The organism is Enterococcus ureasiticus, from assembly GCF_001730285.1.
In the GTDB taxonomy this organism is placed as follows: domain Bacteria; phylum Bacillota; class Bacilli; order Lactobacillales; family Enterococcaceae; genus Enterococcus_L; species Enterococcus_L ureasiticus.
This window is the reverse complement of sequence record NZ_MIJZ01000014.1, coordinates 188,097-209,514: the sequence shown is the minus strand read 5'-3', so window position 1 is coordinate 209,514 and position 21,418 is coordinate 188,097. Positions and strand designations below refer to the sequence as shown.

The following is a 21,418-nucleotide window of genomic DNA, read 5'->3' as shown; positions in this document are numbered from 1 at the left end:
TAAACAACACTATTCTTTATTTTAGAATAGGTTGTTTTTTTTATGAGCATAACATTCGGTTATTCACCAAATGTTTTAAGATTTTCGTTATACAAATAATCATCGATTTCTGGAATAGGCAATCCATGTGAGATGCCATAAATAACTACGGCGTCCCAAGGATGTTTCGGATAAAGTTGAGCATAGCCTGTTTTTTTCATTAGTTCATTGGTTTCTTCCAAGGTTAGTTCTAAGCCAATCGTCAAGGCAATGACTTTTTCTCTGGAAGGATTTCGTTTACCATCAAAGTATTGATAGCCAGTCGCTTCTGCAATACCAGCTTTTTTTAACACAGCGCTTTTAGAGAGCTGTTTATCACTCAACCAATAAGCTAAATAGTTTTTCAGTGTTTGGTCAATGACATATTGACGAGTCTCAGAAAAAATTGTTTGAAAATCTTCGGCTTGTTTTAGTGAGTGTACTAGTTTGTCTGTATCTTTCTCGTGCATGTTCATTATCCCCTATTAGTGAATCTAAATTATATTGTATCCATTATACATCGATTTTAACAAAGATAGATCCTATTACAACTATTTCTTTGCTATAATTAAAAAGTAAATCAAATCAATGGAGTGTAATCATGGAAAAGATCAATAATGAGACAGCATTTTTTTATAAAGAAATCAAACCTCTAACGGATAAAACAAATGGACCAATTCTTGTTCGAAAAATGGATACCAAAGAATTTTTTGTAAAAAAATGCTACCCATTATATTTAGAAGAGCATTTAGCCGCACTTCGAAATATCAAACAGGCCCATTTACCTAAAATTCAAGAGCTTGTTGTTCAAGACGGAAAACTGTGGCTGTACGAAGAATTTATTCAAGGCAAAACATTGACGGAAGTGATTCAGTCATCTGGAATTTTAGAAACAGAACAAATTTTAACGATAGCAATGTCTGTTTTAGAGGCATTAGGTGCCTTGCACAAGAAAGGCTTAGTGCATCGAGATGTAAAACCTGGAAATATTATGATGACGAATGAGGGGACGGTCAAGCTGATTGATTTTGATGCAGTTCGGGCTGTTGATGGGGAGAAAGAAAGTGATACTGTTCAGTTAGGAACAATGGGATTCGCTTCACCAGAACAGTTTGGATTTGCGGAATCAGATGAGCGGAGTGACCTGTATTCACTAGGGATTGTGATGAATATTTGCTCGGTAAAAGAGTATCCCAAAAAACGTTTGACGGAAGATCGTGTATTAAGAGGGATCATTCGAAAGGCAACAAAATTAGAGCCGGGCGAACGTTACCAAACGGCTTTGGAAATGCATCTGGCACTTAGACAGCAAAAATCGAAGCAAATAGCTGCCATTAAACAAGCGAAGGCTCATGCTGCGAATTTGGAAAAAAGACCAATCAGAACGTATGCAGATACTAGACCTATTACAACTATATGGGACACAAACAAATATGTGAGGCAGTTTGTTATTCTAGGTAGTCGTTTGATAGAAGTGGTTGTGAGTTTCTTCAGAAAGTATGTCCCAGGTTTTCGAACGGAAACATTGTGGAAGCGAGCTGCTGCACTGGTTTGGTATTCCATTTTCTTTGTCGGGATAACAGCAAATATAGTGGATCAGCCAACAGAAAGTTTGAAAATCAGAGAGTTTGTTGACTATCTTTTGATTTTTGGTTTACCAGTTGTTTTATTTACTAATTTTTTAGATTATCAAAGAAAATTACCTTTGCTCTCTTCTGAAAATAAAATTTACCGTTCTATTGGTTATGGACTATTGTTTTTATTTTGGCTTTTGATCACAAAAGGTGGTTTAGAGCTGAATTCGTTTATATACAGACGTTTCAACTAATAAAAAAGCTTATTCTGTCACGAATCGCTACGCTTCGTATAACAGAATAAGCTTTTTTGTTATCAGACTATGCAAAATGCATAAGATTATTCTTTGTTTATTGAGTAATATCAAGGTGTACCAACGGACTAAATAACAAAGGAGACAAAAAAATGAACGTGAAAAAAATTGTTTTGATTGTGATCGGTGTTTTAGTAGTAGGCGGTGTTCTAGTAAATATGGGGTCTGATTCTAAAGAAGAAAAAAACAAAAAAGAGCCAACGACAGGGACGGTTGTAAAGAGTCAAGAATCAGAAGCAGAACCAACTGCGACCGATGCTGGTGATTTAGGTGATTATCATGTTGTGATCAAGGAGTTGACCTTTGCCAAAGACTACAAAGGAGAAGATGTAGCTGTGATCGATTATGAATTTACGAACAACAGCGACAAAAATGCGATGTTTTTAACATCGATTTCAACAAAAGCCTTTCAAAATGGGATTGCTTTAGATTCAGCGATAATGGGCGAAGAAGGCTATGTAGATTCAATGACTGAAATTCAGCCAAATGCTACTTTGAATTTAAAAGTGCCTTACAAATTGGCAGATATGTCAACGCCAGTATCTGTTGAGGCAACGAAACTATTCAGTGATAAAGTGAAATTGACGAAAGAGTTTGTCTTACAGTAAAGAGTTTAATGAAAAAAGGGTTGTAAACGGTGGTTCAGCTAGTTTTTTCTTGGATTAAAGAAGAGCTAGTTTTTAGCTTCAAAAGGAGCAAAGGAAAATGGATTTTCCTTATATATGGCCGTGTATTGGGGTATCGATCAGGTAGCTGTTAAGAGATAGTTATTTGGTCCGAAATCAATTAGTCTTTGCTGCCTGACTGATTTTCCAAATACAAAAACTGCCAAAACCACAAGGAAAGTGAATGCTTGGAGTAAATCCAAACGTTCACTTTCTTTTTTTTATTAGAGCTTTTCCGTATCGTTAGGGATTTTTTCAGTAACAGAATGAATAGGTTTGACCTTTAAAATATCTAAAAAGAAAGTAAAAATCGGGATACCGACAATCAGTCCCCACACTCCAAATAATCGTTCACTGATCAGTAAAATAACGAACGTATAAAAAATCGGTAAATCTGTTTTGCTAGACATAAATTTAGGGTTCAATACGTAAGATTCAAATAAATGAACCACGATGATCACAACTAAAATGTAAATGACATCATTGATTCCACCCTCTGAATAAGCGATAAAACTTAATGGAATGCAAGAGATGATCACACCAGCAACGGGAATCAAACTCAAAATAAAAACCATGATCGCTAAACTTGGTAATTGATGAAAGCCGATCAAAGCCAAACAAATCGTTGTGATACTCGTGTTGACAACAGCAATAAAAAATTGAGCTTCCATTACGACGCCAAAGGTATTTACAAACTTATCGGCAAAGAAATAAATATCTTGAAAAAACCAATCAAAATCGCTCTTTAAAAATAACTTAGAAAATTCTGCCATTTGTTTTTTCTCGATCATAAAAAAGAAACTTAGGATGAACGAAAGGACAAAGGCAAGTCCGATAGAACCAATATCTTGAATATAACGCAAGATCGTACTAGCACCATTTTGGATTTGAGACATTAAATTAGATTTCTCCAGATAATCATCGATGATCATCAATAACTGATTATGATTGTCTCCTGGGTTTTGATAAAAATGAACAACTGAATTATACATTTGAACGGTTTGGTGAATAAGAACGGGTGCATACTTTGTAATAGCTAAATAGATCAAGAAAACGATCAAAGAATAGGTTGCTAAAACGAGTATGAGCGATGGGATTTTAAAAAAATGCTGAACAAATTTCACGAAATGAAGCGCCAAAAACGTAAAAATGAATGTTAATAAAATCATTGTGATCATGCTTCTCGCTAAAAATAAAATGAAGATAACTACAGCTAAAACAAAAAAACGTCTTAAACGCTCGTTTTGAATAAATTTTTCATAAATCGACACAAATGTCACTCCTTTTAATTATTAACTTTATTACATATAAGATAACTATAATGCTTTTTCACATTTTAAGATAGCAGTTTAATCAATAATTCGAAATTTTTTTCTTCTAACTAAATTTAAAAAGGTGTTCCCCTTTACAAAAAGAACGTATGTTCGTATAATTGGTTATGAAATAAAACAAGGAGAGGAACGCTATGTTTTTTGATTATGAAAAAGAGCCCAGAAGAGTTATTTTTTGTATAGATGTAAAATCTTTTTACGCTTCAGTCGAATGTGTCGCTAGAGATTTTGATCCACTTGAAAAAATGCTGGTCGTGATGAGCCATGCGGAAAATAGCGGCGGTCTCGTTCTAGCTTCTTCTCCAAAAGCAAAGGAAGTTCTTGGTATCACTAATGTAACACGCAAATATGATGTACCAAATCACCCAGAGCTAGTGATCGTTCCGCCGCGAATGAACGAATATATCAAGGAGAACATGAAAATCAACGATATCTATAAGGAATATGTAGCAGAAGAAGACTTACATATCTATTCGATCGATGAATCATTTTTAGATGTGACAGCCAGCTGGAAATTATTTGGACAAACGCCGATAGAATTAGCACAGATCATCCAGCAAAGAATCAAAAAAGAGACAGGATTAGCGATTACGGTCGGTATTGGGGACAATCCCTTATTAGCAAAATTAGCGATGGATATTGAAGCCAAGCATAATAATGAACGCTTAGCTGAATGGCATTATGAGGATGTATCTGAAAAAGTTTGGGCAATTGAACCGATGACTGATATGTGGGGAATCGGGCGTCGATTAGCGAAACGATTAAACAATTTAGGGATTCGTTCTGTTTATGATTTGGCTCATGCGGATTTGAATAGTTTGAAACGAAATTTAGGGATTATCGGCGAACAGCTTTATGCCCATGCACATGGCATCGACCGCAGCCGTTTATCTGAAAAATACATACCAGAAGAACGCTCTTATAATAATTCTCAAATTTTGATGCGGGATTATTTAAGACAGGACGAAATCGAAGTTGTGATTCGGGAAATGGCAGAACAAGTGGCAGCTAGACTTAGAAAAGCTCATTGCCAGACGGAATGTGTCCATCTATACATCGGTTTTTCAAGAGCTGGTAAGTCAGGTGGATCAGGATTTTCAAGGCAAATGAAGGTGCCGCTAACGAATAGTAGCAAGATGTTGATTGATTATTGTCTAATGATTTTTAGACAGCATTGGCATGGAGAAGAAGTACGACATATTGGAATTACCTATTCCAAACTGAATTATAATACTTATGTACAGCTAGATTTGTTTCATGAACCGGATGAGCAGATGAAAGAACTAAAATTAGATCAGCTGATTGATGAGATCCGTCAACGTTTTGGCTATGTTTCTCTAGTTCATGCAAGTTCAGTGTCGTCTGGTGGTACAGCAATTTCAAGAGCATCATTAGTAGGTGGACATGCTGGGGGAATGGAGGGATTGCAATGAGCAAGGAACGAGACTATTATTTTGAACAATATCAAGATCGAAAAATGAAAAAATGGGCAGGTTTTTATTTATCCGAACATACTGCAATCATTGAACAAGAGAAAAAAAGACAGCCTGCTGAAAAGAAAATCCAAATGAGTTGGATGGAAATCGATGAAATTTTAGCTCAAGCTTTTCAAAATCAAGTTGAAGTGATGATCCAAAAAGAAGAATTAGATTGTGAAGGGAATTATGGAGCGGATATTATAGGGATGATTCAAGGTCATGATGAGTTAGGGATTTATGTCGAGGGACATAAGATTGGCTATGACGAAATCCGCCATGTCCAGTTTCGTTAAAAAAAGCAACATCTAACGTTAAAGAAGACTCTAATGTTAGATGTTGCTTTTATTTTATTGGCGAGAGACTAAAAAGAATTGAATTAATGCTAAGAAGATCATCATCAAAGCGATTAGACCACATATAATTAAGTGGCGACGTTTGTGCATCATTACGATTGCAATGAACTCTCTTAAAAAAGCATTTGGCAGAAAGTAAAACGCTGTTTTCGCTCCAATTCCGTCTGCTTTCAAATTGACCGTTTTTGCAAAAAGACCTGCGCGAAACAGATGAAAATTATTGGTAGTGAAGATCGCATGAAAATCAGTTCCACCAAAAGTTGTTTCCATGATTTCTTTAGAAAATTCCATGTTTTCTAACGTGTTTGTTGAATTTGTTTCAACTAAAATGTCTTCTTCTGGAATCCCTTTTTCAAGAGCGTAATTTTTCATCGCAAGACTTTCAGCGATATGCTCATCATCACCCTTACCGCCAGACATAAGAATTTTAGGTGGATTTAAAGTAGCATGGGATTGAGCTTTGTAAAATTGAATCGCTTTTTCGATCCGTTTTCCTAAAAGTGGTGGCACTGTTTTTCCATCAATTAAGCCTGAACCTAAAACGATGATAAAGTCTTGATTATATTTAGGCTGATTGAATTGATAAATGACTGAAATCGTTAAAAAATTATAAAAAACAATGGAAAAATAAAGCATAGATAACGGTAAAATTCCGAATAATAAAGAAGCCCACTCTGGCAAAATTCGTGTTGAATAATGATTGAAAATCAGAAAAGCTGTCAAACCGATCGCTAAAAGCAATGTCAATAAGTTTGCTAAGGAATGACCTTCTTTACGCATCACAACAATCGCATTCCAATACAAGAAAACAAGTAAAGCATAAAGTCCAATCAATATAAGCAGAAATAAGACAATCAGTGTGATTCCTGCTAAAACAATCAATAGTGGATTGTAGGTCCTAACAAGCAAGGAGCCTAGATATGTCATACCAACGACTAGAAACAAGTTAAATAATAGCCCGTTTACCAATCTACGTTTCTCCTTAAAATAACTAAAAAGAAAAAGGAGTAAAAAGCTTGAGGGGATCAAAAAATAATAAGTGTGAAGCTGTGTTTCCAAATAAATGACATAGATAATAAAGCAAGTGGAAAACCAAAGTAATTCATAAAATTTCCAATCTTGATTCACCTTTTTTTGTCGCCATTTTGGGATTGTGAATACACCAATAAGGTAAATGATACCAATGATAATAATAAAATAATTGACCATAATAGAACTCCTTCAATGAATGATTTCCATATTAGTATAACGAAAAATGAGAGAAAAAAATACTACAACGTTTGTTTTATAATACTTAGAAATGATTGGATAAAAATAAATAGCTTCAAATTAATAAAACAGATGACTGAAACAAAACTCTTTGCGTTAGTTCAATGCTATCTAAAACCGGAATAAGCGAAATGAAAAAATCAGTTGTTTTATTCTTTTTGATGGAATAAAACAACTACTTGATCTTTAAAAACCGCATAATGCATCTCCAGCATTGTGCGGTTTTTAGTCTAATTATTTACATGAACGAACTGGAAACGTGATAAAGAAGCTGGTTCCTGAACCTTCTTTTGAATCTAGTGAAAGATGCCATTCGTATTTATTGACGATCGAGGTCACTGCAAACAAGCCAAGTCCAGTCCCTTCGTCAGCAGATTTCGTTGTGAAGAAGGGTTCAAATATTTTTTCTTTTAACGCTGACGGAATTCCAGGACCGTTGTCAGAGATTTCCAATGTGACAAAATTGTCAACATGATTCATTCGGTGATTGTCAGTTTTCAGTAAATCAGCTATCTCTTTTGTAGCAGGAGCAACTGTTACTTGAATCTTTTGTGGTTTGTTTCTGTTATCTTTTGTTGCTTGATAGGCGTTGGTGATCAAGTTATAGATCAAATTCTGTAAATCTATTTCTTCTAATTTAGTAGTTCCTAAATTTTCTTGGATAGATAGAGTCAGTTGAACTTTTTTAGGGATGATTTCTCCAATCAAATGAGTAGCTACACCGATAGCAGCAGAGATATCCATCCATTCCTGAACGCTTTTTTGAGGTTTAGAAAAGCGCAATACATTTGAAGAAAGTTGTTTGCCTTTTTGAGCAGAGTGCAAAATTTCTTCTAGATCTGCTTCCAATACGGGATCTTCTCCATGTTCCTCTAATAACAATTGTGTATTGCCGATAATTGGTGTTAAAAAATTGTTCATATCATGAACGATCGAGGTAGTTAATAAGCCGACCGTTTCCATTTTATTTCGCTGATAGAGCTCTAGTTCAAGTTGATGCTGAATTTTTTGTTGTTTTTGTTTTTCGATCAATTGGCGATTTTCAGCTTCGATGGTTTCTTTTTTTCTAAAATTATGAATAAAGAGCGAGCAGATGATGATCAATAGTAATAATAGGACTAAAAGAAAAGATAAGACGATTACAAAATTTATGATATCATCATTTCGTTCATTATAATCTGCATTGATTGCAACAACCCAATGTGCGAGCCCAACATCGATCCATTCAAATGCACTGATTTTTAAGACTTCTGTTGGCGTGTCTTCATCCCACCAATAAGATTTGTAGGTTAATTTTCCAGAAGAATGGTTTAGCTGATATTTTTCCAAGCGTTTTAGATCAGAATAATCAAAGTCAGGGTAAAGTTTTTCTCGGTCGTTGATAATATCTAAACCGACTTGTTGCTTTACAGGATGCATGACAACGGTCATTGACCGATCCTTGATCATTGGATAGCCCTTATAGTCTACTTCAAAATCTTGTAGAAAATTTTTATAAAAGGCTTCTAAATTTAGCGGTAAAATAAGATAACCATCGATAGCACCAGAAGAAGTTTTGATTTCTTGGTAAAAATTGACATAGGCCTTTTTATCGATAAAATACGAATCGCCATTTTGAGCAGTCGGTTTAGCCAACAGCTGGTTCAAGGATAAGTCGTGACTAATAAATGGGCGAATAGTTTGAATATCAGCGATCGATACTTGTTTTTTCTTAGAATCCCAGTGAAAAGCATATAAAGGTGTTCCATCTGGTTCCATGTAAAAAAGTGCGTCTGCTTCATTATTTAGTGATTCAAAAAATGTATTCAGCGAAGACGAGCTGTTTTTTAAGTAGGTTGCTGGATCATCACTATTTTTTAAATTTCCATCGATCGCCAGATAATTGAGTGCTTGGTGTCGATTTTTCATAGAGAGCTGGATCACTTTTCCAACATATTCTGTCGACTGCAGCAAAAAATCTTGTCCACTGGCGGTCGTTGTTTTGCGAATAACAGAAAACCCGCGAATTGCAAAGAAAACGGATACAACAATAAAGACGATCATTGCTGCAATCATGATGTTTACAATTCTATTTGTTCGTTTCATTGGTCTAGCTCCTTTTTAAAGTTTGTTCATATCATAACAAGTTCATGTTGAAATTTAAAGATAATTCCGCTATTGTATAGATAATGTAAAAAGAATAATGAGGTGTGCATGTTGCGTAACGAAAAAATTTTAGTGGTAGATGATGACCCTGCAATTCGCCGATTGATTTGGAAGTCGCTTCAGTCAACGGGATTATTGGTATACCAAAGTGATACGATTGAAAAAACATTAGATATCATGAATCGAGTGGAGTTTCAATTATTTTTATTAGATGTAAGTTTAGAGCATGAAAATGATGGGTATCATTTGGCTCAATTGATTCGGGAACGTCAACCTTTGACACCGATTATATTTGTTAGTGGAAAAAAAAGCGAGCAAGATATTATCAGTGGTCTAGAGTCTGGAGGAGATGTTTATCTTTCCAAACCATTTGCACCAGATGTTTTAAGAGCACAAGTCATCAGCACATTAAATCGAACAGAGCAATTACTGACACTTAGCCAGCAGCATGAAGAAACAATGTTGCGAGAAGGTATATTTTCTTTTGATAAAAATCAGTATCAGTTTAGTAAAAATGGTGAAATTATCAATATGACCTCGAAAGAAATCATGATGATCTTGTTTTTCATGGAAAACCCTTATCAAGTATTCAGTAAAGAACAGATTTATGCGAGTGTCTGGAGTGATGGAGACATGGATAAAAATCTGATCACGGTGTATATGAATTACCTCAGAAATAAAATCGAAGATGATCCTAAAAAGCCAAAATATTTACAAACCGTTTGGGGCATTGGTTATCTTTTTAATCCAGAAGGCAAAGAGGCTGGAGCAAATATTTAACCTTAGAAATTTATAGTTGTAAAACAGCTGATGATCAATAATGGTCATCAGCTGTTTGTGAATTGCCTACTATGTAAAACTTAAAATAGACCTTCTAACCGACCAAAAAAGAAACTTAACGCTAATAAATCAGCTGATCCCCCTGGGCTAAGATTCTCTTTGATTAGCTGTTGATCAAAACGAATCAAAGCATCTTCTAGATCCTTTTCTAAGCTGCCAATGGAAAAAGTTTGCAACAAATCAGAAGCTTGTTTTTTGACGTTTCGCCAAGCCACGATTCCACCACGATTGATTACATTGGAATCTTCAGTCGTAGCCATTAAATGCAGTAGTAATAGTAAAAATAGGATTCTTTGCTCACTTTTTCGGTGCTGTCTTAAAAAAGGCAATGCGATAGTTTTAAGTACAGGATAGCCTAATTCTGCTTCACCTCTAATTCCAACGATCCCGTGTTCTAAATAAAGCTTTTCTCCGTAACTCAATTGTTTTTTTTGAGCTAAACTGGCAAAGTCTTTTGAAAGTAATCCTTGTGTCATTTGCTTTACATAGTTGAAAACAGCTGTTGTATTTTGCTCTGAAAAGGGAATTTTGAGTTGTTGCTCACTCATTATTTTTCCTACGGCACTCAAAAGTAAGGCAAAAGAAAAGTTTGCTCCTTTATGAGTATTGACACCTTCTGTTTGGTTCAGCATTGCAATTTCAGCTTGCTGTCCGAGTGCCCGAACTTTTTCAAATAAATCTAAAGGGGTTCCGTTATGAATCAAGCCTAAATGAACATACTCAATGAGAAATGGAGCAAGAGCTGTGCTGCTATCAATAAAAGTAAAATAATTCATGTCTGCATGTGCACCGCAACTTTTAGGATCGACTAGACCTGGCTTAGGATAAAGGGCGGCTTCATATAACAAAGCCTGCAAAGCAAATTCACCAATCACTTGAGAACTTGCTTCTTTATGTTGTTGTTTCATTTAAATGTTTTTCCATTTCTTTAAGAATAAATGTTTGAGAATAATCTAAATGCTCTGTAATCAATAATGCCAATTGTTCTTCTTCCTGATTTATCATACATTTATAAATCAGCCAATGTTCATTCAATGCTTTGTCTCGACGATCTTTAGAACGAATCGAGATATCTCGAAAATAGACTAGGTATTCACGTAATTTCATGACGATCGATTTTAACCGTAGCATCTTGCTTTTTTCATAAATCAATTCATTAAAATCAGAAAATTTTTGTAGAACCTGATCGATTTCATTTGTTTCATTTAAACGCTCTGTTTCTTCCAGTAATGTTTTCAGTTCATCAAAATCTTCAACTGTCATTTCTTTCATGGCCGTGATCGTGGCTAAAACATCCAATGACTTTCTAATAGCGTAAATCTCGTTAGCATCATTGAGTGAAATTCCTCGAACGATGATTCCCACACCGCGAACATGATCAACTAATCCTTCTTCAACTAATTTTTGCAAAGCATAGCGGATTGGTGTACGGCTGATATTCATCACTTCGGAAAACTCTTTTTCGTTTATTCGTTGTCCAGCCGAAATCTCACCCAAAATGATTGTTTTTCGGAAGGCTTTATAAACAAGTTCTTTCAGCGGTTCATTGATGCTTAAATCCAAATTTTTCCCAACTGCTTCTGATATTGTACTCATCTGATTACTCCTTTGGAGATTAATAGTAAAGAAATAACTAAATATTCCTATTTGGTATCGCTAAGAATAAGATAAAAAATATAAGAAAATCTTCTTTTTAACAGAAAATCGCACAACCTATTTTACAGATTATGCGATTTTCAAGGATTAAGTTTTTTATTGTGGAATGTATAGTGGCATATGACCAGTTAAGATGATCGTTACAACAAAGATAACGAAGATTCCCAATGCCCATTTTGCTGATTCTTTTTGCCATTGCCCCATATCTAAACCAGTTAAGCGAAGTAATAGATAGATGAAGGCAACTAGGGGACTTAACAAGTGGAATGCTTGTCCCATCAATGAAGCCAATGCCATTTGCATATCGGTAAAGCCATATGCACGCCCAGCTTCTGCTAAAACAGGCAAAACGCCAAAGTAGAAACCATCATTTGAAATAAAGAAGGTACCTGGAGCCGAAATCAGCGCAATCACTAATCCCCAGAAACCGGCTAATTGATTTGGAATTATTTTTGTGAAACTTTGAGCTAATGCTTCTGCCATACCAGTTCCTTGGAAAAGTCCCATGAAGACGCCGGCTGCAAAGACTAAAATAACGACTTGAACAGCGTCACCACCGTTTGCGCCAATACGAGAAGACTGATCTTTTAAGACAGGGTAGTTTACCATCAATGCAATCACTGTACCTGTAAGGAATAAGAACAATGGCGGCAAACCAAGACCAACAAATGAATCAGTTACTAATAAAACAATCAATAAAATAGTCAAAATTGCATTGAACAACCAAATTTTTGGTCGACGGATCGCCAATGTTTCTTCATCTGTTACAGTGGTCATTACATCGATTTCTTCATCTGTCAGTTGTTTGATCCCAAGACGGGCACGTTCTTTTCTACCCATAGAAGGCGCAACGATGAAAATCACATAAAGTAACGCAATGATCATTCCTGGAATTAGGTAAGCTAGAATTTCAGCACCAACATTCAATACGCTCATCGCACGAGCTGTTGGACCGCCCCAAGGCAGTAAGTTCATGATCGTGTTTTGCAAAATAACAATGACCGCTAAGTTCATCAGCTTCATATCCAGTTTTTTATAAATAGGAATAAAAGCAGAACAGCAAATCAACGTAGTCGTCGTACCATCTCCATTAAGAGAAACGGCCGCTGCAACAACAGCTGTAGCGATTAGTACTTTCATCGGATCACCTTTTGCAATGTGGATCATCTTTTTTGTGATTGGGTCAAATAACCCAGCATCCAACATGATTGAAAAATAAAGAATGGCAAACAATAACATGATACCCGTGGTGGATGTTGTTTTGATTCCCTCCATAACAAAGTCTCCAATAGAGCCTTTCTTAGAAACACCCGCAAACATTGCGATCAGGGCAAAAATCAGTGGAATCAAAACCAAAGCTGTAAACGGTGACATTTTCTTTTTCATGATGACAAACATAAAGACGATGATCATCACATAGGACAAAACAGTTAATAACATTTTTTTCTCTCCTTCAACACTAAATTCGTTTTCCGAAACAATCGGGCGTCTCTTTGTGGTGTTGGGTCTATAGAAAAATAACAGTAAGGTAGATTTAGAAAGCCCTTTCTTGTTTCGTTAACAATGCTAAGTTTAATCTAAGCAAGTTTAGATAAATAGACGAGAAGAGGAAAAAGAACACCAAAAAAACACGAATGAGAGCGGTTTCTTAAAGAGATGTTAATAAGATGTTAATAAAACCTTAAATGGGTAAAAACGTTGATATATCAGTGTTTGTATGTGTTTTAGAAGTTTTTCCATGAAGAGGAACAGTGAAAGAACAATTTGAGGTTGATGATTTCATTTTTTTGTAATCGTTTTTACCTATAATGAATTCATAAACAGAAAGGATGTGAGTTCATGGGTCTATTTGAACGGCTGTTTAATAAAGAAAAAACAGAAATGAAAACGGATAAGCAACTACTTTCTTCTATTGTAGAGGAAGAAGATGAGTGGCAAGAAATTGCTGGATACACCCCAGTAGAAAGTACAGAACATCAATTTGTTTCGTTAATTGCAACCGCAATTGCTGCCGGAGATCAACCAGAAAGCGAGTTTGTTATTAAACGCATTTCAAAAAGAAATCCAGAAGCACAACTGGTTTCTGTGATCGCCACTAGTATTGCATCGGCTGATCATGCAGAGAGTCAGTTTGTCATTCGTTCAATCAAGGAAAAAAGAGCAAATTAGTTTTTTTGATTACTTGAGGGGATGGTTAGTTCTTCGGAAAAAAGATAAAAATTGAATGAGGCAAAAAGCACCTCAGTCATCATTTCCTATTTTTCGTCGAGCTTGAACGAGCCCCATTACACTTTTAATTTTAGGAGGAAGAAAAATGTTACGTAAGTTCAAAATCTCAATTGATGGAAAAGAGTATTTAGTAGAAATGGAAGAAATTGGGGGAGTACCGCAAGCACCAATTACAACACAAACAGCAGTTGCAGCACAAGCAGCACCAACACCTGCACCTGTTGAGGAAGTACCATCTGTAGCAAGCACTCCAGCTGGAAATGATGCGATGTTGTCACCTATGCCTGGAACTATCTTGAAACTCTTGGTAAATATTGGTGATACTGTACAGGAAAATCAGCCGTTAATCATTCTTGAAGCTATGAAAATGGAAAATGAAATCGTAGCTGGCAAAGCTGGCACCGTTACAGGTATTCATGTTCAACAAGGTGATATGGTCAATCCAGGAGAGCCATTAATTACAATCGGTTAAATAGAAAAAAGTAGTTTAATTTAAAAAGAGGAAGTGACGTTTGTGGAGACATTAATTGAAGGCGTAGTGGGAATGGGACAGGAGCCTGGTCGCATTGTAATGATGGTGATCGGAGGCATCCTGATGTACTTGGGGATCAAAAAAGAGTATGAACCTACCTTACTCGTTCCAATGGGATTAGGAACTATTTTAGTCAATTTTCCCAATTCAGGTGTACTAAGTGCCGGTGGAGAAGCTGGTCCGTTTCAAGTGTTGTTTGATATAGGAATTTCGACAGAGTTATTTCCATTGTTATTATTTATCGGAATTGGTGCTATGATCGATTTCGGGCCATTATTACAAAATCCATTTTTATTATTGTTCGGAGCAGCCGCGCAATTTGGGATTTTCTTTACGATTATTGCGGCCGTTTTATTAGGTTTTGATTTAAATGATGCGGCTTCTATCGGGATTATCGGAGCAGCTGATGGTCCAACGTCAATCTTTGTTGCGAATACATTGAATTCGAAATACATGGGTGCGATCATGGTGGCAGCGTATTCTTATATGGCTTTAGTTCCTATTATTCAACCAGTGGCAATCAAAGCTGTTACAACGAAAAAAGAACGCCAAATCCGTATGAACTATCGAGCGGGTGAAGTATCACAAACAGCGAAGATTTTATTCCCTATCGTGATTACAGTTGTTGCTGGATTGGTAGCACCGGTTTCTCTTCCGCTAGTTGGATTCTTAATGTTTGGGAACTTACTACGTGAATGTGGCGTCTTGGATCGTTTATCTGTGACAGCGCAAAATGAGTTGGTAAACATAATCAGTATTGTGCTAGGATTAGCCATTTCAGTGAAAATGCAGTACGAAGAATTCCTACAAGTGGATACTTTAATGGTCATTGGCCTAGGGTTAGTTGCTTTTGTAATGGATTCAGTTGGTGGTGTCTTGTTTGCAAAATTATTGAATCTGTTTAGAAAAGAAAAAATCAATCCGATGATTGGTGCGGCAGGGATTTCAGCGTTTCCAATGTCCAGTCGGGTGATTCAAAAAATGGCAACGGATGAAGATCCACAGAATTTTATTTTAATGCATGCAGCAGGTGCAAATGTATCTGGACAGATCGCATCTGTTATTGCGGGCGGCTTATTATTGGCGTTGCTTGCGTAGAATTTTGATTAGAAGAAATGGAAAGGAGTTTGGCTTATGTCAGCTGATTTACTAAAATCATTGGAGCTATTGATTTTTGGGTGGGGTGGCGTATTTGTTGTCATTTTCGTGATTTACTTTGCGTCTTTTATGTTAAATAAATTATTTCCACCGAAGAAGTAGGAAGTGATAGTAATGAATATCAGAAGAATTTGGCTTGATCGCGATCAGGGTGGGAAAAAGCAATGGGCAGATTTTCTGACTGCCGCTGATTTAATACCTGATGATCAGTTAGACTATACGATCGGCATCTACGATAAGGACCAGCTTGTTGGAACAGGGTCGACTTTTAGGAATATTTTAAAATGTGTTGCAATTGACCTTTCTTATCAAAACGAAAACCTGCTTTCTAAAATTGTTCAAACTTTACGGGAAAGGCTACAAGAAATAGGTTATCAGCATTATTTTTTGTATACAAAACCAGAAACCAGTAAGTTATTTCGCTCTTTAGGATTTACTGAAATTGCGGCAACGACTGAACTGGTTTTTATGGAGCAGGGTTTTCCTGATTTTGAAGACTATTTAATGGAACTCAAAAAGCATCAACGAATGACTAAGCAAAATGCAGCAGTTGTAATGAATGCAAACCCATTTACGAATGGACATTTATATTTAGTTACAGAAGCAGCTAAATGTGCTGAAACAGTTTATCTCTTTGTTTTGTCTGAGGAAGGATCACTGTTTGATGCAAAGACACGTTTTGAACTGGTAAAAGAAGGAATCAGTCATTTATCAAATGTAGTGGTTTTACCAACAAGAGAATATATCGTTTCAAGTGCAACATTTCCTTCCTATTTTTTAAAAAACCAAGCAAAAGACAATGTTGCAAAAGTTCAAGCAGAATTGGATGCATTACTTTTTAAAGAGAGGATTGCTCCAACTTTAAATATCATGACAAGGTTTGTCGGGGAAGAGCCGCTGTCGCCTGTGACAAATATTTATAATCAAGCAATGAAAAAGGTATTTTCTTCCTCTTTGAATCTGATTATTTTGCCTAGAAAAAAAGCGAATGATGAAGTGATTAGTGCTTCAAGAGTCCGTTCTTTAATGAAAAAACAAGCTTATGAAGAAATAAAATTACTTGTTCCCGATAGTACATTTAAAGAAATAATGAATCAAAAAAAAGAATAAGAGGTGTCTAGTTTGGAAATTAAACAAAACGCATCCGCTGGTACAACTGAATCAAGTGACATTTTGATCACACTCGCTCAAAATGATGCTAACGGTATTCAAATCGATTTAGATAGTAGTGTTGAAAAACAATTTGGTCGTCAGATTAGAGCTAAAATACAAGAAATATTGGAAAAATTAGAGGTAACGAATGTGAAAGTCAATGCAGTAGATAAAGGGGCGTTAGATTGTACGATTGAAGCGCGGACTATTGCAGCAGTTTATCGTGCAGCTGGTGAAGAAAACATTGATTGGCAGGTGATTCAGTCATGGAACGCTTAAGAAGAACGATGATGTTTGTGCCAGGAGCCAATGCATCAATGCTTAGAGATGCAACTTTATATGGTGCGGATTCGTTGATGTTTGACTTAGAAGATGCTGTTTCTCTAAAAGAAAAAGATAGCGCTCGTTTACTTGTTTTTAATGCCTTGCGAACCTTTGATTATGCCGCGGTAGAAACGGTAGTTCGAATCAATGGATTAGATACAGTCGGTCGTCAGGATGTTGAAGCGATGGTTTTAGCAGGAGTGAATGTGATTCGTTTACCCAAAACAGAAACAGCTCAAGATATTGTTGATGTGGCTGCGGTAATCACCGAAATGGAAACAAAGTATGGAATCACTATTGGCACGACTAAAATGATGGCCGCAATCGAATCAGCTGAAGGTGTTTTAAATGCTCGCGAAATCGCATTAGCGAGTGATCGACTAATTGGAATTGCTCTTGGTGCTGAAGATTATGTAACAAATATGAAAACACATCGCTATGCAAATGGACAAGAATTATTTTTTGCCCGTAGTTTTATTCTGCATTCAGCTAGAGCAGCTGGAATTGCGGCAATCGATACAGTGTATTCAGATGTAGAGAATACGGAAGGATTTCTTACAGAAGTTGAGTTGATCAAGCAATTAGGTTTTGATGGTAAATCAGTCATTAATCCACGGCAAATTCCATTAGTAAATAGTGTCTATGAACCGACTGAAAAAGAAATCCAAAACGCCAAGGAAGTGATCTGGGGCATTCGTGAAGCGGAAGCAAAAGGTTCTGGCGTGATTTCAGTCAATGGAAAAATGGTGGATAAACCAATCGTAGAACGGGCAGAGCGAGTGATTGCTTTAGCCATTGCAGCAAAATTAATTTCTGAGGAGGAAGTCTAAAATGAAAAACAACGTAGGCAAAGAAATTCCAGATAATTATGCTGAACAATATGGTTTATTTAAAGGTGAACTAGCAAATATTCATGAATATAAAGAAGCCAGCCGTACAATCAATCCAGTCAGACCAAGAGATACAAAGTTATTGGGTAGTTTAAGAGAAGCGATTGAAAAAACGGGATTAAAAGACGGTATGACGATTTCATTCCATCATCATTTTAGAGAAGGCGATTTTGTCATGAATATGGTTTTAAAAGAAATTGCCGCGATGGGGATCAAGAATTTATCAATTGCACCTAGCTCAATCGCAAATGTTCATGAACCATTGATCGACCATATCAAAAATGGCGTGGTGACTAATATTACTTCTAGCGGTTTACGTGATAAAGTCGGGGCTGCCATTTCTGAAGGAATCATGGAAAATCCAGTTGTGATTCGCTCCCATGGCGGTCGCGCTAGAGCGATTGCTGCCGGAGATATCCATATCGATGTGGCGTTTCTTGGAGCACCAAGTTCGGATGCATATGGCAATGTAAATGGAACTAAAGGCAAAGCGACTTGCGGTTCATTAGGTTATGCTATGATTGATGCGAAATATGCAGATCAAGTAGTGATCATCACGGATAGTTTGATGCCTTATCCAAATACACCAATCAGTATTCCACAAACCGATGTTGATTTTGTAGTAGAAGTGGATGCAATCGGTGATCCAAATGGAATAGCTAAAGGCGCAACTCGTTTTACAAAAAATCCAAAAGAGCTATTGATTGCAGAATATGCAGCGAAAGTAATCACACATTCGCCTTATTATAAAAATGGCTTCTCTTTCCAAACAGGAACAGGTGGCGCAGCATTAGCTGTTTCCAGATTTTTGAAAGAGGCAATGATCAAAGATGGTATCACAGCAAGTTTTGCTTTAGGTGGTATTACGAACGCAATGGTTGAATTATTGGAAGAAGGACTAGTCGAAAAAATCATCGATGTCCAAGATTTTGACCATCCATCTGCTGTTTCATTAGGTAAAAATGATAATCACTACGAAATCGATGCCAATATGTATGCTTCACCATTAAGTAAAGGTTCCGTAATCAACCAATTGGATACAGCGATCCTTTCAGCACTTGAAATCGATACAAATTTCAACGTGAATGTTATTACGGGATCAGATGGCGTCATTCGAGGGGCATCTGGCGGACATTCGGATACTAGTGCCGCTTGTAAGATGAGTTTGGTGATCGCACCATTGATCAGAGGTCGAATTCCAACGATTGTTGAAGAAGTCAATACGGTTGTGACACCAGGTAACAGTATTGATGTTGTGGTAACCGAAGTCGGCATAGCCATCAATCCAGAACGCCAAGATTTGATCGAACATTTTAAAGCATTAGATGTTCCGCAATTAACGATGAAAGAACTACAAGAAAAAGCCTATAGTATCGTGGATAGACCAGATGCGATCGAGTACGGAGATAAAGTGGTTGCATTGATTGAATACCGTGATGGTTCAATTATCGATGTGGTCAGAAATGTCTAAAACCTATCTACGGGGAGAGACGGTCACTTTGGTAGAAATGCTAGATGCCAGAGAAAAACGAGTAACTATCCAGCAAGAACTTTTACAAAAACATCCAAGATGTTCCTTATTAAGCGCTACGATGAATATTCCAGGACCTATAAAAACAAATGAGCAGCTAAGACAAGCCTTTTTAACTGTCATTAAAGAGATCAATTCTCTTTTTCCTCCTGAAAAAATAGCAGCTCGTAAACACCGAGAGTTAAAAACAGGTCCTGAATATTATCTAGTCCTTAATGAAACACCTAAAGAGCTGAAAAGAAAACTAATTGAAGTTGAAGAAACACATCGTTTCGGCCGTTTGATGGATCTAGATGTAATCTATTTAAGCAATCATACACGACATTCAATCAGCCGTACAGAACTAAATCACAAACCAAGAACTTGTTTTATTTGTGACGAAGAAGCAAAAGTCTGCGGTAGACAAAGACACCATAGCGTAGAAGAAATGCAAGAAACAATCAGTAACTTATTAAGAAAGGAAGGATGAAATGACAAAAAAAATCCTTTTTACAGAAACTGTGCTGCGGGATGGTCAACAAAGCCAAATTGCCACAAGAATGCCAACAAGTGATATGTTGCCAATCATTCAAACCTTGGATGAAGCAGGCTATCATGCCTTAGAAATGTGGGGCGGTGCAACATTTGATGCCTGTATTCGTTTTTTGAATGAAGATCCTTGGGAGCGTCTAAGAACGATTCGAAAAGCCGTTAAACATACCAAATTACAAATGCTTTTACGCGGACAAAATCTACTTGGTTATAAAAATTATGCCGATGATGTTGTAGAAGCCTTTGTACAAAAATCAATTGAAAATGGGATTGATATTATCCGCGTTTTTGATGCGCTTAACGATACAAGAAACTTGCAAACCTCAATCGAAGCAACAAAAAAATTCGGCGGTCATTGTCAACCTGCTATTTCGTATACGACGAGTGATTTTCATACGATTGATTACTTTGTCGGATTAACTACAGAATTAGAAAAAATGGGTGCCGATTCCATCTGCATTAAAGATATGGCGGGAATTTTGACACCGGATGACGCATATCGTTTGGTTACAGAAATCAAGAATAAAATCCAAGTACCGCTAGAAGTTCATACGCATGCAACTAGTGGGATTTCTGAAATGACCTATCTAAAAGCCGTTGAAGCAGGCGCAGATATTATTGATACAGCCATTTCTTCATTTTCTGGTGGAACGAGTCAACCAGCGACAGAATCAATGGCGTTGGCATTAGAGAATTTAGGGTACAATACACATTTAGATATGAAGAAAGTAGCGGAAGCAGCTGATTATTTTAATCCAATTCGTGATAAGTTTAGAGAAGAAGGCTTGTTGAATCCTAAAGTAAAAGATACAGAACCGAAAACGCTGATATATAAAGTACCTGGTGGCATGCTATCGAATTTGTTGAGTCAATTAACAGAGCAAGGACTAGCAGATAAATACGAAGAAGTTTTAAAAGAAGTACCCAAAGTTCGCGTAGATTTAGGTTATCCACCACTTGTAACACCGCTCTCTCAAATGGTAGGAACCCAAGCCGTTATGAATGTGATCAGTGGAGAACGTTATAAAATGGTACCAAAAGAAATCAAAGACTATGTCAAAGGCTTATATGGGAAACCACCTGTTGCAATCTCAGAAGAAATGACGAAATTGATCATTGGGGAAGAAGAAGTGATTACGATTAGACCCGCTGATTTATTGACGCCAGAGCTTCCGCAATATGAAAAAGAGATCGCAGAATATGCAAAATCAACCGAAGATGTGTTGATGTATGCGTTGTTCCCGCAACAAGGGAAAGACTTTTTAGGGAGAAGAGAAGATCGATTTTATGATGTTCCGATGCAGGAAGTAAATGTTACGTTAGATATTTAAAGAAAAGAGTTGCAAAATCAGCAGATTTTGCAACTCTTTTTATTTGTTATAAGGATTTTTTTAAGGAAATGAAATAATTTTTGTCTGACATGAAAAC

General features: G+C 36.5%; 22 protein-coding genes. 15 read left to right on the top strand and 7 right to left on the bottom strand.

Annotated features, from left to right (window positions below; all coding sequences use genetic code 11):
• Positions 1-59: 59 nt before the first annotated feature.
• A complete protein-coding gene (locus BCR21_RS11805) occupies positions 60-488 on the bottom strand; it encodes a helix-turn-helix domain-containing protein (RefSeq protein WP_069646653.1) in 429 nt (142 codons plus the stop codon).
• 131 nt (positions 489-619) lie between these two features.
• Between BCR21_RS11805 and BCR21_RS11800 the strand changes: the two genes are divergently transcribed.
• Together BCR21_RS11800 and BCR21_RS11795 are read left to right on the top strand one after the other, a co-directional pair.
• Positions 620-1,846, top strand: a complete 1,227-nt coding sequence (locus tag BCR21_RS11800; RefSeq protein WP_069646652.1) for a serine/threonine protein kinase — start codon at positions 620-622, stop codon at positions 1,844-1,846.
• A gap of 152 nt (positions 1,847-1,998) precedes the next feature.
• Positions 1,999-2,514, top strand: a complete 516-nt coding sequence (locus tag BCR21_RS11795; RefSeq protein ID WP_069646651.1) for a DUF5067 domain-containing protein — start codon at positions 1,999-2,001, stop codon at positions 2,512-2,514.
• 281 nt (positions 2,515-2,795) lie between these two features.
• On the opposite strand, the gene BCR21_RS11790 is transcribed toward BCR21_RS11795, so the two are convergent.
• Positions 2,796-3,842, bottom strand: a complete 1,047-nt coding sequence (locus BCR21_RS11790) for an AI-2E family transporter (RefSeq protein ID WP_069646650.1) — start codon at positions 3,840-3,842, stop codon at positions 2,796-2,798.
• A 194-nt stretch (positions 3,843-4,036) separates the two neighbouring features.
• On the opposite strand from BCR21_RS11790, the gene BCR21_RS11785 reads away from it, so the two are divergent.
• Entirely contained in the window at positions 4,037-5,335 is a 1,299-nt protein-coding gene (locus BCR21_RS11785) for a Y-family DNA polymerase (RefSeq protein ID WP_069646649.1), read from the top strand.
• Positions 5,332-5,673, top strand: a complete 342-nt coding sequence (locus BCR21_RS11780) for a hypothetical protein (protein WP_069646648.1) — start codon at positions 5,332-5,334, stop codon at positions 5,671-5,673. The genes BCR21_RS11785 and BCR21_RS11780 overlap by 4 nt, the downstream gene beginning before the upstream one ends.
• Before the next feature lie 54 nt (positions 5,674-5,727).
• On the opposite strand, the gene BCR21_RS11775 is transcribed toward BCR21_RS11780, so the two are convergent.
• Positions 5,728-6,942, bottom strand: coding sequence for a YdcF family protein (locus BCR21_RS11775; RefSeq protein ID WP_069646647.1), 1,215 nt, complete (start codon positions 6,940-6,942; stop codon positions 5,728-5,730).
• Between the two features lie 294 nt (positions 6,943-7,236).
• Positions 7,237-9,087 carry a sensor histidine kinase gene (locus tag BCR21_RS11770; RefSeq protein ID WP_069646646.1) on the bottom strand — a complete coding sequence of 617 codons (1,851 nt, stop codon included), beginning with the start codon at positions 9,085-9,087 and terminating at the stop codon, positions 7,237-7,239.
• A gap of 111 nt (positions 9,088-9,198) precedes the next feature.
• On the opposite strand from BCR21_RS11770, the gene BCR21_RS11765 reads away from it, so the two are divergent.
• Positions 9,199-9,927 carry a response regulator transcription factor gene (locus BCR21_RS11765; protein WP_069646831.1) on the top strand — a complete coding sequence of 243 codons (729 nt, stop codon included), beginning with the start codon at positions 9,199-9,201 and terminating at the stop codon, positions 9,925-9,927.
• Between the two features lie 80 nt (positions 9,928-10,007).
• Here BCR21_RS11765 and citG read toward each other — a convergent pair whose 3' ends face one another.
• The 3 genes from citG to BCR21_RS11750 all read right to left on the bottom strand — a co-directional run bounded on the left by citG (position 10,008) and on the right by BCR21_RS11750 (position 13,083).
• Positions 10,008-10,895: a triphosphoribosyl-dephospho-CoA synthase CitG gene (gene citG / locus BCR21_RS11760; RefSeq protein WP_069646645.1), complete on the bottom strand. Its 888-nt coding sequence runs from the start codon at positions 10,893-10,895 to the stop codon at positions 10,008-10,010.
• Complete coding sequence (locus BCR21_RS11755; protein WP_069646644.1) at positions 10,879-11,583, bottom strand: GntR family transcriptional regulator; 705 nt, start codon at positions 11,581-11,583, stop codon at positions 10,879-10,881. The genes citG and BCR21_RS11755 overlap by 17 nt, the downstream gene beginning before the upstream one ends.
• A 156-nt stretch (positions 11,584-11,739) precedes the next feature.
• Entirely contained in the window at positions 11,740-13,083 is a 1,344-nt protein-coding gene (locus tag BCR21_RS11750; RefSeq protein WP_069646643.1) for a CitMHS family transporter, read from the bottom strand.
• A 399-nt stretch (positions 13,084-13,482) separates the two neighbouring features.
• On the opposite strand from BCR21_RS11750, the gene BCR21_RS11745 reads away from it, so the two are divergent.
• The 10 genes from BCR21_RS11745 (at position 13,483) to BCR21_RS11705 (ending at position 21,321) form a co-directional block, all read left to right on the top strand.
• Positions 13,483-13,812 (top strand): hypothetical protein, encoded by a 330-nt coding sequence (locus BCR21_RS11745; RefSeq protein ID WP_069646642.1) that lies wholly within the window; start codon positions 13,483-13,485, stop codon positions 13,810-13,812.
• Positions 13,813-13,957: 145 nt separating this feature from the next.
• Positions 13,958-14,344, top strand: a complete 387-nt coding sequence (locus BCR21_RS11740; protein ID WP_069646641.1) for an acetyl-CoA carboxylase biotin carboxyl carrier protein subunit — start codon at positions 13,958-13,960, stop codon at positions 14,342-14,344.
• A 42-nt stretch (positions 14,345-14,386) separates the two neighbouring features.
• The gene (locus BCR21_RS11735) at positions 14,387-15,502 is read left to right on the top strand and encodes a sodium ion-translocating decarboxylase subunit beta (protein ID WP_069646640.1); all 1,116 of its coding nucleotides are present in this window, start codon (positions 14,387-14,389) and stop codon (positions 15,500-15,502) included.
• A 36-nt stretch (positions 15,503-15,538) separates the two neighbouring features.
• The gene (locus BCR21_RS17280; protein ID WP_276204494.1) at positions 15,539-15,664 is read left to right on the top strand and encodes an OadG-related small transporter subunit; all 126 of its coding nucleotides are present in this window, start codon (positions 15,539-15,541) and stop codon (positions 15,662-15,664) included.
• A gap of 12 nt (positions 15,665-15,676) precedes the next feature.
• Positions 15,677-16,672 carry a [citrate (pro-3S)-lyase] ligase gene (gene citC, locus BCR21_RS11730; protein WP_069646639.1) on the top strand — a complete coding sequence of 332 codons (996 nt, stop codon included), beginning with the start codon at positions 15,677-15,679 and terminating at the stop codon, positions 16,670-16,672.
• A 12-nt stretch (positions 16,673-16,684) separates the two neighbouring features.
• A complete protein-coding gene (citD, locus tag BCR21_RS11725) occupies positions 16,685-16,993 on the top strand; it encodes a citrate lyase acyl carrier protein (protein WP_069646638.1) in 309 nt (102 codons plus the stop codon).
• On the top strand, positions 16,981-17,868 hold the full coding sequence (gene citE, locus BCR21_RS11720; protein ID WP_069646637.1) for a citrate (pro-3S)-lyase subunit beta: 888 nt from the start codon (positions 16,981-16,983) through the stop codon (positions 17,866-17,868). The genes citD and citE overlap by 13 nt, the downstream gene beginning before the upstream one ends.
• A gap of 1 nt (position 17,869) precedes the next feature.
• On the top strand, positions 17,870-19,399 hold the full coding sequence (gene citF, locus BCR21_RS11715; RefSeq protein WP_069646636.1) for a citrate lyase subunit alpha: 1,530 nt from the start codon (positions 17,870-17,872) through the stop codon (positions 19,397-19,399).
• Positions 19,365-19,928, top strand: coding sequence for a citrate lyase holo-[acyl-carrier protein] synthase (gene citX / locus BCR21_RS11710; RefSeq protein ID WP_084013299.1), 564 nt, complete (start codon positions 19,365-19,367; stop codon positions 19,926-19,928). Before citF ends, citX begins: the two co-directional genes overlap by 35 nt.
• A 1-nt stretch (position 19,929) precedes the next feature.
• Positions 19,930-21,321, top strand: a complete 1,392-nt coding sequence (locus BCR21_RS11705) for an oxaloacetate decarboxylase subunit alpha (RefSeq protein WP_069646635.1) — start codon at positions 19,930-19,932, stop codon at positions 21,319-21,321.
• Positions 21,322-21,418 lie beyond the last annotated feature (97 nt).